Here is a 14,752-nt window from a genome sequence, read left to right as displayed (position 1 = left end):
GCCCCGCACATCGGCGACGACAGCATGCCGGCCGGCCAGCGCGTCGAGCCCGGCACGCAGCCGGTGCCCGAGCTCGCGCGCGCGGGCATCGAGACCGTCGCGTGCCAGCACCTCGAGCACCGTCAGCCCGACCGCCGCCGGCAGCGGGTCGTTGACATGTGTTGTGAAGAAGAGGAACTCGCGTTCGTGGGCCCATGCTTCGATGTCGGAGCTGGTGATCACCGCGGCCAGTGGCAGGCCGGCGCCGAGGGTCTTGGACAGCGTCAGGATGTCCGGGACGACGCCGTCATGCTCGAACGCGTACCAGTCGCCGGTGCGGCACAACCCGGTCTGTGCCTCGTCGAGGATCAGCAGCATGTCGCGTTCGGCACATTTTCGGGCCAGCGCCGGCAGGTAGCCCGGCGGCAGATCGATGATGCCGCCCGAACTGAGAACGGGTTCGATGATGCACGCCGCCAGGCTTCCCACCGACTGGGCGTCGATGAGGTCGAAACCCAGATCCAGCTGGCGCCGCCAGTCGAGCTCGCCGTCGGAGTCGACGATGTCGGGGCGGAAGCGGTGCGGTACCGGCAGCGCGAAGTTGCCCGGCGCGGCCGGGCCGTAGCCCCTGCGTCCGGCGCTGTAGGTGGCGTTGGCGGCGGCTTGGGTCATCCCGTGCCAGGAGCGGGCGAACGAGACGATCTCATGCTTGCCCGTCACCAGCTTGGCCATCCGCACCGCTGCCTCGTTGGCCTCGGCGCCGGTGGACAGCAGCATCACCTTGTCCAGCTGCGCGGGCAGTGTCGCGGTCAACCGTTCGGCCAGCTCGACCACCGGAGAACTGAGGAACCCGCTGTAGAGGTGGTCCAGCCGGGCGACCTGCCCGGCGACCGTCGCCACGATCTCGGGATGGCTGTGCCCGAGGATGGCGCTCATCTGCCCCGAGGTGAAGTCCAGCAGTTCGCGCCCGTCGACCGTGTACAGGCAGGTGCCCAGCGCGCGGTCGATGAGTGCGGGGCTGAAGTCGCCGCGTCCGCTGTAGCGGATCAGGTGGCGTTCGAGTTCGGGCCGGGGCATGGGACTGACGCTATCGGGTCAGGGCGCCGCAGTCCGAACGCGTGGGCGCACCGCAACCAGCACTGCACCCACCGTGAACAACAACACCGGAGTCAGCGGGAAGCGGCCGTCCGGGGCGAAGCCGGTCGCCGCGATGAGGCCCAGCGACAGCGCGCACGACGCGGCGCCTACATACAGCAGGCCCTCGGCGACCGGGCGGGACACCGGCAACCCGAACGTCGGCAGCGGTGCGGCGAACAGCCGGCGCTGCCAGGACAGCAGGCTCAGCAACGCGACGGTGATCACCATCAGCACGATCTCCCACTGCAGCCGGGCCAGCCACCACGCTCCCGAGCCCAGCGGCGGTTGCGGCAGCAGCCCGGTCGGATACGCGATCGGCGTGACCATGATGACCGGCAGCATGTGCCACAGGTACAGCGCCATCACGTTGTTGTTGGCCACCTTCAGCACCCGCGGCCAGGCTCCGCGCGCGAGCATCCGGTTCACCGCCGGCACGATCGCGAACAGCACCCCGATCTGCACCAGCGCCAGCGCGAGCAGGGCCACCGACGGCGGGGCGCTGTTCTCCACCCGCACCCCGGGCACGCCGATCATCGCGACCGGATACGGCCCCCAGGTGACCAGCAGCGGCAGCGCGGCCGCCCCTGCCGCGGCCATCGTGAGCAGCGTCCGGCGGCGCAGCAGCCCGCCGTGGAAGGCGATCCCCAGCTGATAGATCGCCGCCCAGCAGAACAGGTAGTTCAGCATCCGGATCTCGGGATGGTCGGTGCCGATGCTCACCACGTCGACCACCACGACCCCGAGGCAGAGCAGTGCGGGCACGGCGAGCCCCCAGCGCCGGTGCGCGGCCAGCGAGAACGGCGTCAGCAGGACCACCATGAGATACACGGCCAGAAACCACAGGTGCATGGCGACCGCCCAGCCGGCCACATCGCGCACCTCCGGGCCCAGCCCGACCAGCATGAGTCCGGCCATCAGGACCAGGACGAACAGCGAGTACACCGCGGTCGGGCCCAGGGTGCGGGCCACCCGCTTGCGGATGCGGTCCTGCCGGGAGGTCTGGTCGCTTGCGCCCGCCTCGTCGTCACGGCGCGCCCAGGACACCGCGCTGGCGTAGCCGGCCACCGCGAAGAACACCGGAACGACCTGGAAGAACCAGGTGATCCACTGCGTCCAGGGCATCAGCACCAGCGGGTTGTCCCGGCCGAACTCGCCGTTGCGGTAGGTCATCACCGACAGCAGCCAGTGCCCGATCACGACGATCAGCACCGCGCCCGCCCGGTACAGATCCAGGGCCAGTTCGCGCGGCGGACGCGTGGTCCGGGTGTCGTCCATCGGACTCCCCTCTCAGCGCACCGGCAGCGGCCCGGTGAGCTTGGCCGGACGGCACACCACAGCCGCCACCATGCACAGCGCCGCGGCGGTCGCGAACGCGGCCGACACCCCCAGTGTGTCGGCCGCCCCACCGAGCACCGCGGCCGCGATCGGCCGGGAGCCGAGGAACCCGACCAGCCACAACGCCATGATGCGGCCACGCAGCTCCTCGGGCGCGCGTTCCTGCACCACCGTCGTCAGGCCGGTCATGGCCCAGCCGAAGCCCAGACCCGCGACGACGAAGCCGGCCATCGCCACTGCGGCGACCGTGGCGCCGGCCAGCCCGGCGCATCCGGCGCCGAGGACGATCAGCCCGATCGCCGAAACCCGGGCGGCGGCCATCCGGCCCCGCATCAGCGCCAGCACCGCCATCCCGGCCGCCGCACCGACGCCGAACAGCGCCGACAACGTGCCCACCAGGGGCGCGCCGCCGCCGAGCTGGTCGGCCAGCGACGGAGTCAGCGTGATCGAGGAGTCGGAGGCCACCCCGACAGTGGCCACCGCGACCAGCGCCAGCAGCAGCGGCCGGTCGGCCAGCACGTAACGCACCGCGACGCGCACCCGGTAGTCGGTGCCGGTGAGCCGTGCCGGCGGGGCCGGGAAATGCACCACGATCAGCATCACCGCGAAGATCAGGTGCAGGCCCGCGCTGGCCGCGAACGCCGACGCCGCGCCGAGGTGCGCGGCCAGGTAGGCGCCGGCGGCCGGGCCGATGATGCGCCCGATCGTCATCGGGATGCTGTTCAGTGCCATCGCCGTGGACAGCTCGCCGTCACGGATCAGGTTGGGCACGATCGACTGCATCGCCGGCCCGCCCACCACGAAACCGAAACCGACCAGCAGCGTGCCCAACAGCACCGGAATCGCCGCCGACATCCCCTGCAGGCCCGGCTGGGCGAACAGCCAACCGGCCGCCGAGGCGGATCCGGCCACGCACAGCACCCGGCCCAGCAGGATCTGGCGGGCCGGGTTCCCGGTGTCGGCCCACTTGCCGCTCGTCGGGCTCAGGATCAGCTGTGGCGCGAACTGCACCACCCCGACCAGGCCCACCATCAGCGCCGAGCCGGTCGCCTCGTACATCACGATCGCCGCGACGATGCCGTGGGTCCACACCGCGACGACGGAGAACATCTTGCCCCAGAACAGCGCACCGAAAACCGGGTCGAACATCAGCCCGAGCGCACCCCGCGACCGCGGCGGGGCCGGGGTCGCGGTGGTCATCGGGCGGGTTCGGGACACCCACTATGCATAGCAAATAGATGTTGTTCGGACGAAGCCGAAGGGCCCCCATTGTGGTAGACACAGCGCTGTGGCAGCCCCCAGCCTGCTGGAGCCCGACCGGACCTGCTGGCGCGTCGAACGCGCCGACCAGTTCGCCTGCATCGTCGACGGCGCCGACTACTTCCGGCACGCCAAAGCAGCGATGCTGCGCGCCCGGCACCGCATCCTGCTGGTCGGGTGGGACTTCGACACCCGGATCGCGCTGGAACGCGGCGACCGGACGCTGCCCGGGCCGAACCGGCTGGGCGCTTTTCTGCAATGGCTGCTGTTGAAGCGACCCGACCTGAAGATCCACCTGTTGAAGTCCAACCTGCGGCTGCTTCCGGCCCTCGACGACTTCTGGTACGGGATCACCCCGGTGGCGCTGGTCAACCGGCTGAGCAGCAAGCGACTGCACTTCGCCGTCGACGGCGCCCACCCCACCGGCGCCGTGCACCACCAGAAGATCCTGGTCATCGACGACTCGGTCGCGCTGTGCGGCGGGATCGACTTCACCCTGGAGCGCTGGGACACCAGCGAGCACCTGCACGAAACCAAGAAGCGGCGGATCCTGCGCCGCGAGTACGGCCCGCGCCACGAGGTCGCGGTGGCCGTCGACGGCGCAGCCGCCCGGGCACTGGGCGATCTGGCCCGGGAGCGCTGGCGGACCGCGGTGGGACGGTCGCTGCCCGTGATCGAGACGGCGCACGTCGGGTGGCCCCGCACACTCGAACCGACACTGCGCCAGATCGACGTCGGCATCGCACGCACCATGCCCGAGCTCGGCGCGCGGCAGGAGGTCCGCGAGATCGAGGCGCTGAACCTGGCGGGCATCGCGGCCGCACAGCACCTCATCTACCTGGAGAACCAGTACCTGGCCTCGCGGGTCATCGTCGAGGCGCTGGCCGCCCGGCTGCGGGACGCCGACGGCCCGGAGATCGTCATCGTGCTGCCGCGCAGCTCGGAGAGCCGGCTGGAACAGGAGTCGATGGACGGGGCGCGGCACCGGATGCTGCACCTGCTGTGGGCGGCCGATGAGCACGGACGGTTGGGGGTGTACTGGCCGGAGACCGACGGCGGCAAACCGATCTACGTCCATGCCAAGGTGATGGTCGTCGACGATCGGCTGCTGCGGATCGGATCGTCGAATCTGAACAACAGGTCGATGGGATTCGACAGCGAATGCGATGTGGCCATCGAGGTCGGCGTGGGGCCCGAACCCGAGGCCGTGCGCCGGCTCGTCGTCGGGATGCGCCGGCAGTTGATCTGCGAACACCTCGGCGTGGCGCCCGAGGAGTTCGAGCGGGCGATGGACGGCGGGCTGTCGTTCCTGCAGGCGGTGGAATCGCTGCGGGGTGAGGGCCGGACACTGCGGCAGTTCACCGCTGAGACCATCGCCGACGAGGCCAGCCTGCTGGCCGAGAACGACGCGATGGACCCCGACCACGTCCCGCGGTCACTGACCCGCAGCGTGCGCCGCTACCTCAGCAGACTGACCAGATAGCGGCCGCCCGGCGGGTGTACACCGCTGCGGTCCGGGGTAGCGCAACAGCATGATTCTTCGACGAAGCGCACTGGCAGTCGGGCTGGTCGCCGTTCTCGTCGGCATCGTCGGACTGCTCATGCCGGTGTCGGTATCGCCGGGCCTGACGACGGTGTCGTGCGGATCGGCGGTGTCGCCCGATCTGGCCACCGCGCGTGAGCAGGCACCCGACGACACGATGACCGCACCCGAGGCACCGCCCTTCTACTCCGAGCAGGTCGACGCCGTCGACTACGCCCAGCTGTGCAGCAAGGAGATCAGCGACCGCCGGGCGTGGACCATCACCATCACCGTGGTGGGTGTGCTGGCGCTGGCCGCCGCGGCCGCGCTGAGCATCAGAGCGCGCCGCACCGACACCGCCGGCAGCTGACTTCTCAGGTGTGCGCCGGTGTGTCGGCGAACTGGTCGGTGATCGCCTGGCAGAACGCTGGCAGATCCCTCGGTGACCGGCTGGTGATGAGGTTGCCGTCGAGGCACACCTGCTGGTCGACCACGGTGGCCCCGGCATTGCGCAGGTCGGTCCGCAGACTCGGATACGAGGTCAGCGTGCGGCCGCGGGCCACGTCCGCTTCCACCAGCGCCCAGGGCCCGTGACAGATCGCCGCGACCGGCTTGCCGGAGCGGACGAACTCGCCGACGAACGCGACGGCCGACTCGTCGAGGCGCAGCTTGTCGGCGTTGACGGTGCCACCCGGCAGGACCAACCCGTCGTAGTCCTCCACCCGGGCTTCCCGGACCACCCGGTCCACGGCGAAGGTGCCCGCCGGTTCCAGGTCGTGGTCTCGGGCGGCGATCTCACCTGCCCCGACCGACAACAGCTCGACCACCCCGCCGGCGTCCTCTACCGCGGCCCGCGGTTGTTCGAGCTCGACGCGCTCGACGCCGTCGGTGGCGAGGAAGGCGACCTTGCGGCCCTGCAGTTCGTTCGGCATGGCATGTGTCCTTTCCTGAAGACGAAGGCCTGACGGCCCTCCCTCGGCGGTTACCCGCAAAGCCGCCGGGGTACAGCAGCTCAATGAGATTTCGCCGATTCGCCGGCGCCGGCGCGGCGTTCGCACTGGGTTTGACCGCAGCGTTGTCGGGCGTCGCAGCGCCGGCAGCGAGCGCGCAGCCCTGCCCCGATGTGGATGTGGTGTTCGCCCGCGGGACCGGCGAACCGCCGGGTGTCGGCGGGGTCGGGCAGGCCTTCGTCGACGCGGTCCGCGCCCAGACCGCAGGCCGCAGCGTCGACGTCCATGCGGTGAACTACCCCGCCGCCGACAACTTCTCCGACCGGGCGGCGTTCGCGAGCACCGTGGTGGACGGCATCCGCGACGCCGCCGGTCACGTGCGGGCCACCGCGGCCGACTGTCCCGAAACGCGGATCGTGCTGGGTGGGTACTCGCAGGGCGCCGTGGTGGCGGGATTCGTCACCGCTGCCGAGGTGCCGGCGGGAGTGCCGGCCGGCTCGGTTCCCGAGCCGATGCCGCCCGAGGTCGCCGACCACGTTGCCGCGGTGGTGCTCTTCGCGCTGCCGTCCGCGGAGTTCATGCGCCAGTTCGGTGCGCCTGCGGTGACGATCGGGCCGCGCTATGCCGACAAGACACTGCAGCTGTGTGCCGCGGGCGACACGATCTGCTCGGGAGCTACCGGGGGCGTTGCGAACCTGGCGCACGCCCTGTACGGGTTCGACGGCTCGGCCGACGAGGCCGCGGCGTATGCGGTGGCCCGGCTGTAGCACCGTGCGCTCCGACCACGGGGCCCTCTACCCTCGAGCGGTGACGATCAGCTACGACGACGCGCTGCGCACCCAGGTCCTTGACCGGCTCACCGGCCACGATCGCCGCAGCATCGTCGACCCGACGAAACGCCACGCCGCCGTCGCGGTGGTGCTCGTCGACTCGCAACTCGGTGAGGACCGCGTCGACCCGGCGCCGGTCGACGACTGGATCGGCGGGCGCCCGATGCCGGAGGCGGGCCTGGACGGCCGGATGGTCGACGTCAGCGGGGGAGCGGCGTTCTTCCTGTGCCGCCGGGCATCCCGGTTGTCCTCGCATGCCGCCCAGTGGGCGCTGCCGGGCGGCCGGCTCGACCCCGGCGAGACGGTCGTCGAGGCCGCGCTGCGGGAACTGCACGAAGAGGTCGGCGTCGAGCTCTCCGAATCCGACGTGCTCGGGCTGCTCGACGACTACCCGACCCGCTCGGGCTATGTCATCACCCCCGTCGTCGTCTGGGGCGGTGGCCGGCTCGACCCTTCGCCGGCCCCCGACGAAGTGGTGGCGGTGTACCGGGTGGGGCTGCATCAGCTGCTGCGGGAGGACTCCCCGCGATTCGTCGCCATCCCCGAGAGCCCGCGCCCGGTGGTGCAGATCCCGCTGGGCAACGACCTCATCCACGCACCGACCGGTGCGGTCCTGCTGCAGATGAGGTGGCTGTGCCTGGAGGGGCGCGCCGACCGCGTCGACGAACTCGAGCAACCGGTGTTTGCCTGGCGGTGAACGGGTATCCACCCGGGTGATGACACAGACTCACCACAGCGGCCGGCACCGCGCCCGGCGGCCCTTCGCCGGCCGTTCGGCGCTGCTGTCGGCGCTCGGTGCGGCCGCCGTGGCCGGCTGGACGCTGGGGTCGGTCGAGGGTGAGCCGTCGTCGCCGCGCACCGCGTCACCCGAGACGAGCAACGCCGCCGCGGAGACCGCGGTCCCGATCCAGCACCAGGGCCGGGTCGTGTCCGTGTCCGACGACTCCCTGACCACCGTCACCCCGGACGGTCACGCCACCACGTTCCGGATCACCCCGCAGACCAACAGGGTCACCGGCTCGTTCACGCCCAGCCAGGACGTCGTCGTCGTCGGAGAGATCCGTGACGGTGTACCCGTGGCGACCGCGATCGCCGACCAGCGGGCCACCGGAGGGGACGGCCCGCCGATGGACTACGGCTTGCCGAGCCCGGTTGAGCCCCCGGTTCAGCCGTCGTAGCGGACCCGCGACAACTCCGGGTCACGCCCGCTGTGCCCGTTCTGGCGGGTCTCCTGGCCGCTGTCGTCGTCGAAGTCGCGGCCGCGCCGTTCGGCCTCGGCGCTGCCGGTGAAAAGCCCGGACTCCGCCTGGCGCCGGCCCCGGAAGGCGGCGTCGTTCAGCACCTCCCGTCCGGTGTCGGTCTGATGCTCGATGCGCCGCCGCGGCAGCGCACCCGGGCTGGTGCGCTGCAGCCACTTGACCATGGCTTCCCGCACATCGCAGCGCAGATCGAACAGCGCCGGAGCGTTGACCGCACTGACCAGCATTCGCACCCGCACCACACCGTCGACGGTGTCGGTGCACTGCAGCACCCCGACCCGGCCGTCCCACTTCGGGTTCGACTGCAGGATCCGATCCAACTCGGCGCGCATCGCGTCGAACGGAACGGTGAAGTCGACGTCGAGCTCGGCGGTACCCATCAACTCGGTGGCGTGCCGCGTCCAGTTCTGGAACGGCTTGGTGGTGAAGTACGTGCACGGCAGCACCAGCCGGCGCTCGTCCCAGACCCGCACGACCACATAGGTCAGGGTGATCTCCTCGATACGGCCCCACTCGTCTTCGAGAACGACCACATCGCCCACCCGGATCGCACCGGAGAAGGCGATCTGGATGCCGGCGAACACCGACCCCAGTGAGGTCTGCGCCGCGAGCCCGGCCACCACGGACAACACACCGGCCGAGGCGAACAGCGTGCGCCCGATGTCACTGAACGACGGGAAGGTCATCGTCACCGCGGCGGCACCCAGGACGACGATGATCGCCACCACCAACCGGCGCAGCGTGGTGACCTGCGTCATGATCTTGCGCCGGTGCCGGTCGGCGTCGGTGAGTCCGGAGTCGCCGCCGTCGGCGAACCGGGCCAGCGCCTGACGTTCGGCCACCCGCACGAAGCCGATCACCAGCCAGGTCAGCGTCGCGATCAGCGCGATCAGCAGCGAATGATCGGTCCATCCCCGCCAGCCCGCATCCGCACTCGCGGTGCGTTGCACGGCCACCGTCGCGCCGATGACCATCAGCATGGCCCGCAGCGGCCGCCGGGTCAGGTCGGCGATGTCGTGCAGCACCTTGTTGCGCCGGCCGAGCCGGTGCAACAACCAGGACAGGGCGACACCGACGAAGTAGGCGAACACGACCGCGCCGGCCACCCAGGCGGCGGTGCTGGCGAGATTGGTGGCGGACTCTATCTCGTCCGAAATCTCATCCGAATCGGGCATGCTGGACGACGGCTCCTGTGGTCTGGGAAACACATCGAGGCGGCGCCCACTCTGCCGCCGCGCCGCCTAGGTTTCCCGGCGGCGGCCGCCCGTCAAACCGCGCAGCGTGCTGCTGACCGGGATTGGGAGCCAACTCACACCGGCTACCCGGACCGGCGCGCGACCTGTTCCTTTATCGCCTCGGGCAGCGCATCGGCCGGCGCCAACGTGGCCAGCAGCGAAGGATCGAGCATGAGCGCACGGAACACGGTGCCGATCGTGACGCTGTGTTGCGGGCGGTGAATGACCTCGATGGAGTCGCCGGCCCGCACGCTGCCCGGCGAGATGACCCGCAGGTAGGTCCCGGGCAGCGCCGCGGCGGTGAACGTCTTGATCCAGCCCGGGACATCGAGCCAGGCGGCGAACGTCTTGCAGGGCGTCCGCGGCGCACTGACCTCGAGGACCAGGCCGTCGGAGCCGATCGCCCACCGCTCACCGACCACGCTGCCGGTCACATCGATGCCCGCGGTGGTGAGGTTCTCCCCGAACATGCCGTTGGTGAGTTCGCGCTGCAGCCGCGACTCCCACATGTCGAGATCCTCACGGGCGTAGGCGTACACCGCCTGATCGTCGCCGCCGTGCACCCGCTGGTTGCCGATCGAATCACCGACCACGCCGCTGCCCGACCCGCCGTGCATCGGCCCGGGAGAACGCACACGCAACGGTTCGGTGCTGGGGCGTTTGTCGATCCCGGAACCGAGCGCCGTCCGACCGGCCGGTGCGGCCGACGTGTTCACCGTCAGTACCGATGCCATACCAGAACCTAACCAACCGAACCCGGTCTGTCTTCCGGCCCGGCTAGCAGAGCATCATTCGAGCAGCTCCCACTGATCGTCCTCGCCGACGGCGCCGGCGGTGACCCGCACCGTGCGCTCGTCGCCGTTCTGGTCGGCGGCCGTGCAGTCGAAGGTCTGGCCGATCTCGACCGCCATCAAGGAGTCGCCGCAGGTCACCGTCACCGGGAAACCGAGCTGGTTCGTCAGCTCCTCGGACAGGGCGGCGCCCACACTGGGCTGGTCGTAGAGCGTGTCCAGAGTGCTGAAGTCGACGTTGTAGTCCTCATCGGTGACCGTCGACTCCACCCGCACGGTCTGGTCGCCCACCGCGGCGTTGCAGATGATCGTCTCACCCGGGCCGGGGTTCTCGTCCTCAGGACATTCCACCGACGAAACCTGTTGGGAGATGGTCTCATAGCTGGAGTTCAACTCGTCGGTGATCGCATTCTCGAGCTTCTCGTGGTCGAGACCGCCGGACGAGAACGAGAACTGGCATGCGGTCAGCATCAGCGCCGTACCGCAGGTCAGCAGCAAGGCGCGGGTGGTCGATGTGGGCATGGGTCCCCCGATCTCGGTCAGTGAGCATCAAGATCATATTGAGCCCCCGGACTCAGGTAAATAGCCGGCTACAGACCGGCCGGATCATCGGGGACGTCTACGCCGTAGCGCTGCAGAACATCCAGCGGTACCGCGTCGAGGGTGCGCTCATGGGTCGACGCCAGCACCACCGGGCAGGCCTTGCCGTCCTGATGTGCCCGCAGCCAGTTCAGCGCGGTCACACACCAGCGATCCCCGGGAACCAGCCCGGGGAACCGGTAGGCAGGCATCGGGACGGACAGATCGTTGCCGATCGATCGCTGATGGGCCAGGAACTCTGCGGTCACCACCGCGCAGATGGTGTGCCGGCCGAGGTCTTCGTCGCCCGTGCTGCAGCACCCGTCGCGGAAGAAGCCGGTCATCGGCTGGGTGCCGCACGGTTGCAGCGGCTGGCCCAGGACATTGAGTTCTGTCATGTTTCCTGCCATGCGTTCTGCCATCGACCAAGTATCGCGCGTCAGATGCTGAGCCTGCGATAGCGCTGCAGTCGCCGGACGCTTGCGGCCGGGGGTGTGCCCTCGAACGGTGTGAGCGCCTTGCGAAGCCGGGTGCGCACCACCTCGACGTCGAGGTGCATCCCGATGGCCACCAGCGAGTTGGCCACCGCGCGGGCCGGAGCCGGTGCGATGTGAATCGACGGGCCGACCACGTTGACGGTGTAGGTGCGGGTGCCGGCCCGGTAGCGAACCGCGACGGTCCCCTTGATCCGGTACACACCCTCGGGTGGATCCTCGAGCAGGTCGATGACCGCGCCGGGATCCACACCGCCGTCGGTGATCTCGGTCACCGCGTCGGCGTGGACATGGTCGTGGTCGTCGGCGTGGGCGGTGTGATCGGTGTCGAAGAACAGCTCGCGCAGGGTCAGCTGGCCCGTCTCGTCGCCGGCGGCGGCCACGTCGTAGAGCAGTGCGGGGTCGATCCGCCCGGCGATCGCTCCGACCACCTGGGTGTGCGGGTTGAGCTCGCGCACCCGGTCCTGCACACGCTGCACCACGCTTGTGCGTCCCGCGTCGTCGAGCTGGTCGAGCTTGTTGACCACGATCAGGGTCGCCGCACCGTACCGGGCCGGCGGTGTGGGGTCCCGGTCGACGGTGTCGAAGTGCGTCGCGGCGTCGAGCACGTCGACCACTCCGCCGGCCCGCACCCCTTCGACGCCGCTGAACCGGATCATCCGGGCGATCGCGAGCGGATCGGCCAGCCCGCTGGCCTCGACGATGATCGCGTCGAGCCGCAGTCTGGGGTCGGCGAGGCGGGTCAGCGCGACGTCGAGGCCGTCGTCGTCGGGCAGACAGCAGATGCAGCCCCCGGCGATCGACGCGGGCTCGTCGACCTGCCCGGTCACCAGGCCGGCGTCGACGTTGAGCTCACCGAAGTCGTTGATCACCACGCCGATCCGCGCGTCGGGGCTGCGCAGCACGTGGTTGAGCAGGGTCGTCTTGCCGGCCCCGAGGTAGCCGGTCAGGGCGATGACGGGAATCGTCTGCAACACGGCTCCTTCGCGGGCTGTTCGGTCAGCGGAAGCCGGCGGCGCCGCCGTCGACCATGATGGTCTGTGCGGTGACGAAGGCGGCCTCGTCGCTGAGCAGGAAGGCGACCACCGGCCCGATGTCGGTTCCCACGTCGCCGAGCCGGCCCATCGGGACACCGCGCACGCTGCGCTCGTAGGCCTCCGGCGCCATCTCCCGCCACAGCCGGATACCGTCGGACTCGGCGAACGGGCACACCACGTTCACCCTGATGTTGTCCCGGCCCCATTCCAGCGCAGCGACTTTGGAGATGCCGCGGATAGCCTCCTTGGCGCCGGCGTACGCGCCGAACTTGGACTTCCCGATGGTTCCCGAGCCGGACCCGAGGTTGACGATGCTGCCCCCGCCGTTGGCCGCCAGCACCGGGTGCACCGCCTGCATCAACTCGAAGGTGGCCCGCGGCCCGACGTCGAACACGAGGTCGTAGTCCGCGCGGGTGATCTCGAGGAACCGCTTGGGTTCGTTGGTGGCGATCGCGTTGTTCACCAGCCCGTGCACACCGCCCAGCGCCTCGACCGCGGTGCCGATGATGCGTTGCGCGCTGCCTTCGTCGCGGAGGTCCACCGTCAGCGGGACCACCCGGCGGCCGGCCGCCTGCAGCTGCTCGGTCGTCTCACCGAGCAGCTGCTCGTCGGAGTCGGCCAGCAGCGCGGCGGCACCTCGTGCGGTGACCGCGTTGGCGATGCCTTTCCCGACGCCGCGGGCGGCGCCGGTGACGACGACGACCCGGCCCTCGAGCAGTGCCGCCGGAACCGGTGCGGTCACGACAGCCCCGCCAGCGTGTTCTTGACGACGGTGCCGTCCTTGACGATGACGGCGAGATTCTTCCCGGGGTCGCCCAGCAGTCCGAGGTCGGCCACCGGGTCCCCGTCGACGAGCAGGACGTCTGCCCAGGCGCCGGGGGTGATCTCACCCAGCCGCGCCGCCCGGTAGCGGTCGCGTTCGCCGGCGAGCCGGAACAGTGCGGCGTTGCCCGAGGTCACCATCTTGAGTGCCTCGACGTTGGTCATGTATTCCCCGAGCCGGGTGAGCATCTCGCTCTGCAACGCATCGCGTTCGGGCTCGAACAGAAGGTCGGTGCCCCAGGCGACATTCACGCCGTGCTTGGTGGCCCATCGGAACAGCTGATCGGTACCCGAGCAGATCTCCTTGTTCTTCGTCGCGCTGTCCGGGTTGAGAAAGCCGTGGTCGTGTTCGGCGAACGGCTGAGTGGACAGCCATACGCCCCGCTCGGCGAGCATCGCGACGGTCGCTTCGTCGGCGAGGTGGCCGTGTTCGATCGATTTGACCCCGGCCTCGACTGCTCGGCGGATGCCGGCGACGTTGTAGACGTGGGTGGCCACATACGTTCCGTAGTCCTCGGCCGCCTGGACCGCGGCGCGGATCTCGGGCGCGGTGAACTGCACGGTGTAGAGCGGGTCGTAGAGCGAGGCGGCCCCGCCGCCGACCATGAGCTTGATCTGGGACGCGCCGAGCTTGAGTTGTTCGCGGACCGCGGCCAGCATCCGGTCGGCGCCGTCGGCAACCCGCATGAAGCCGATCTGTTCGGCGCGGGATTCATTGCCGCCCAGCGCTGTCGGGCGTTCGTAGACGAAACCGAAATCGCCGTGGCCTGCGGTCTGCGACAGAGCGGCCTGGCTGGGATAGATCCGTGGCCCCAGCTCCGGTTGTGCGTCGATCACCTTTGCGATCCCGGCGGTGTCACCGGCCATGTCGCGCACCGTGGTGAAGCCGCGCAGCAACGTGTCCTTGGCCTTGACCAGCGTCGCCGCGGCGAGCTGCGTCTGCGAACCCATCGCCAGATCGATCAACGTGTTGGCCATGCCGACCAGGTGCACGTGCGCGTCGCTCATTCCGGGCATCAGCGTGCGGCCGCCACCGTCGATCACCACGTCGGCGCCGGTCTGGGGGATCGGCGAGGGCTGCACCGCGGTGATCGTCCGGCCCTCGATCAGCACGTGGCCGTCGAACAGGTGATCGGCGAGCCCGTCGAAGATCCTGACGTTACTGATCAGCAGGCGTTGTTCCGCCGAACGCTGCCCGGCCATGGTGGCCACCTCCTCGTGAGTCCCGCCCCAGGCTAGCCCGCCGCCGCTGTGCGTCGGCCGGTAGCCCGACGATCGGTGTCCCAGCGCGTATTCGGCCGGCCGATCCGGACGTATCGACGCCGAAGAGCCGGACCTGATCTGCGAAGATCAGGTCCGGCTCTTCGGGTCAATCAGCTCAGGGAGCGGGAATGCTGGCGCAGCCCACACCGGGGATGCAGCCGCTGGCTCCACCCGGTCCGGCAGCCCCGCTGGGGCCACCCGGGCCCAGGCTGCCTGCGGCGCCGCCGGGGCCGGCCACGCCGCCCGGACCGCCCGGAAT

General features: G+C 70.1%; 16 protein-coding genes. 5 read left to right on the top strand and 11 right to left on the bottom strand.

Annotated elements, in window-relative coordinates; all coding sequences use genetic code 11:
* The 3 genes from ACXAID_RS22070 to ACXAID_RS22060 form a co-directional block, all read right to left on the bottom strand.
* The coding region (locus tag ACXAID_RS22070) for an aspartate aminotransferase family protein (RefSeq protein WP_475024326.1) at positions 1-1,056 on the bottom strand (1,056 nt) is incomplete at its 3' end.
* 18 nt (positions 1,057-1,074) lie between these two features.
* Positions 1,075-2,391, bottom strand: coding sequence for an acyltransferase family protein (locus tag ACXAID_RS22065; RefSeq protein WP_475024325.1), 1,317 nt, complete (start codon positions 2,389-2,391; stop codon positions 1,075-1,077).
* A 12-nt stretch (positions 2,392-2,403) separates the two neighbouring features.
* Positions 2,404-3,651: an MFS transporter gene (locus ACXAID_RS22060; protein WP_475024328.1), complete on the bottom strand. Its 1,248-nt coding sequence runs from the start codon at positions 3,649-3,651 to the stop codon at positions 2,404-2,406.
* 88 nt (positions 3,652-3,739) lie between these two features.
* Between ACXAID_RS22060 and ACXAID_RS22055 the strand changes: the two genes are divergently transcribed.
* Together ACXAID_RS22055 and ACXAID_RS22050 are read left to right on the top strand one after the other, a co-directional pair.
* Positions 3,740-5,194 carry a phospholipase D-like domain-containing protein gene (locus ACXAID_RS22055; RefSeq protein ID WP_475024324.1) on the top strand — a complete coding sequence of 485 codons (1,455 nt, stop codon included), beginning with the start codon at positions 3,740-3,742 and terminating at the stop codon, positions 5,192-5,194.
* A gap of 49 nt (positions 5,195-5,243) precedes the next feature.
* Positions 5,244-5,603 (top strand): hypothetical protein, encoded by a 360-nt coding sequence (locus ACXAID_RS22050; protein WP_475024323.1) that lies wholly within the window; start codon positions 5,244-5,246, stop codon positions 5,601-5,603.
* A 4-nt stretch (positions 5,604-5,607) separates the two neighbouring features.
* Here ACXAID_RS22050 and ACXAID_RS22045 read toward each other — a convergent pair whose 3' ends face one another.
* Positions 5,608-6,165: a type 1 glutamine amidotransferase domain-containing protein gene (locus tag ACXAID_RS22045; RefSeq protein ID WP_475024322.1), complete on the bottom strand. Its 558-nt coding sequence runs from the start codon at positions 6,163-6,165 to the stop codon at positions 5,608-5,610.
* 83 nt (positions 6,166-6,248) lie between these two features.
* Here ACXAID_RS22045 and ACXAID_RS22040 point away from each other — a divergent pair, with 83 nt between their 5' ends.
* Genes ACXAID_RS22040 through ACXAID_RS22030 form a run of 3 tightly spaced genes read left to right on the top strand, consistent with a single transcriptional unit; the run spans position 6,249 to position 8,191 of the window.
* Positions 6,249-6,950 (top strand): cutinase family protein, encoded by a 702-nt coding sequence (locus tag ACXAID_RS22040; RefSeq protein ID WP_475024321.1) that lies wholly within the window; start codon positions 6,249-6,251, stop codon positions 6,948-6,950.
* Between the two features lie 40 nt (positions 6,951-6,990).
* Positions 6,991-7,710, top strand: coding sequence for an NUDIX hydrolase (locus ACXAID_RS22035; RefSeq protein ID WP_475024320.1), 720 nt, complete (start codon positions 6,991-6,993; stop codon positions 7,708-7,710).
* 19 nt (positions 7,711-7,729) lie between these two features.
* The gene (locus ACXAID_RS22030; RefSeq protein ID WP_475024319.1) at positions 7,730-8,191 is read left to right on the top strand and encodes a hypothetical protein; all 462 of its coding nucleotides are present in this window, start codon (positions 7,730-7,732) and stop codon (positions 8,189-8,191) included.
* On the opposite strand, the gene ACXAID_RS22025 is transcribed toward ACXAID_RS22030, so the two are convergent.
* The 7 genes from ACXAID_RS22025 to ACXAID_RS21995 form a co-directional block, all read right to left on the bottom strand.
* A complete protein-coding gene (locus tag ACXAID_RS22025; protein ID WP_475024318.1) occupies positions 8,179-9,447 on the bottom strand; it encodes a mechanosensitive ion channel family protein in 1,269 nt (422 codons plus the stop codon). The two genes, ACXAID_RS22030 and ACXAID_RS22025, sit on opposite strands and share 13 nt — an antisense overlap.
* A gap of 143 nt (positions 9,448-9,590) precedes the next feature.
* The gene (locus ACXAID_RS22020; protein WP_475024317.1) at positions 9,591-10,241 is read right to left on the bottom strand and encodes an MOSC domain-containing protein; all 651 of its coding nucleotides are present in this window, start codon (positions 10,239-10,241) and stop codon (positions 9,591-9,593) included.
* A gap of 54 nt (positions 10,242-10,295) precedes the next feature.
* Complete coding sequence (locus ACXAID_RS22015) at positions 10,296-10,820, bottom strand: DUF4333 domain-containing protein (protein ID WP_475024316.1); 525 nt, start codon at positions 10,818-10,820, stop codon at positions 10,296-10,298.
* Positions 10,821-10,888: 68 nt separating this feature from the next.
* Positions 10,889-11,275, bottom strand: coding sequence for a DUF2237 family protein (locus tag ACXAID_RS22010; protein ID WP_475024327.1), 387 nt, complete (start codon positions 11,273-11,275; stop codon positions 10,889-10,891).
* A gap of 41 nt (positions 11,276-11,316) precedes the next feature.
* Complete coding sequence (locus tag ACXAID_RS22005; protein WP_475024315.1) at positions 11,317-12,345, bottom strand: CobW family GTP-binding protein; 1,029 nt, start codon at positions 12,343-12,345, stop codon at positions 11,317-11,319.
* 25 nt (positions 12,346-12,370) lie between these two features.
* Positions 12,371-13,150, bottom strand: a complete 780-nt coding sequence (locus ACXAID_RS22000; RefSeq protein ID WP_475024314.1) for an SDR family NAD(P)-dependent oxidoreductase — start codon at positions 13,148-13,150, stop codon at positions 12,371-12,373.
* On the bottom strand, positions 13,147-14,433 hold the full coding sequence (locus ACXAID_RS21995; protein WP_475024313.1) for a metal-dependent hydrolase family protein: 1,287 nt from the start codon (positions 14,431-14,433) through the stop codon (positions 13,147-13,149). The genes ACXAID_RS22000 and ACXAID_RS21995 overlap by 4 nt, the downstream gene beginning before the upstream one ends.
* Positions 14,434-14,752: the final 319 nt, after the last annotated feature.

The sequence above is a fragment of the Mycobacterium sp. ABE4_509 genome (genome assembly GCF_056160785.1).
This window is presented reverse-complemented; position numbering and strand designations above follow the sequence as displayed.

Excerpts from the sequence above, each read along its gene's own strand:
- ACXAID_RS22065 (WP_475024325.1), bottom strand. The coding sequence starts at position 2,391 with ATGGACGACACCCGGACCACGCGTCCGCCGCGCGAACTGGCCCTGGAT.
- ACXAID_RS22060 (WP_475024328.1), bottom strand. The coding sequence starts at position 3,651 with ATGACCACCGCGACCCCGGCCCCGCCGCGGTCGCGGGGTGCGCTCGGG.
- ACXAID_RS22050 (WP_475024323.1), top strand. The coding sequence starts at position 5,244 with ATGATTCTTCGACGAAGCGCACTGGCAGTCGGGCTGGTCGCCGTTCTC.
- ACXAID_RS22045 (WP_475024322.1), bottom strand. The coding sequence starts at position 6,165 with ATGCCGAACGAACTGCAGGGCCGCAAGGTCGCCTTCCTCGCCACCGAC.
- ACXAID_RS22040 (WP_475024321.1), top strand. The coding sequence starts at position 6,249 with ATGAGATTTCGCCGATTCGCCGGCGCCGGCGCGGCGTTCGCACTGGGT.
- ACXAID_RS22030 (WP_475024319.1), top strand. The coding sequence starts at position 7,730 with ATGACACAGACTCACCACAGCGGCCGGCACCGCGCCCGGCGGCCCTTC.
- ACXAID_RS22025 (WP_475024318.1), bottom strand. The coding sequence starts at position 9,447 with ATGCCCGATTCGGATGAGATTTCGGACGAGATAGAGTCCGCCACCAAT.
- ACXAID_RS22020 (WP_475024317.1), bottom strand. The coding sequence starts at position 10,241 with ATGGCATCGGTACTGACGGTGAACACGTCGGCCGCACCGGCCGGTCGG.
- ACXAID_RS22015 (WP_475024316.1), bottom strand. The coding sequence starts at position 10,820 with ATGCCCACATCGACCACCCGCGCCTTGCTGCTGACCTGCGGTACGGCG.
- ACXAID_RS22010 (WP_475024327.1), bottom strand. The coding sequence starts at position 11,275 with ATGACAGAACTCAATGTCCTGGGCCAGCCGCTGCAACCGTGCGGCACC.
- ACXAID_RS21995 (WP_475024313.1), bottom strand. The coding sequence starts at position 14,433 with ATGGCCGGGCAGCGTTCGGCGGAACAACGCCTGCTGATCAGTAACGTC.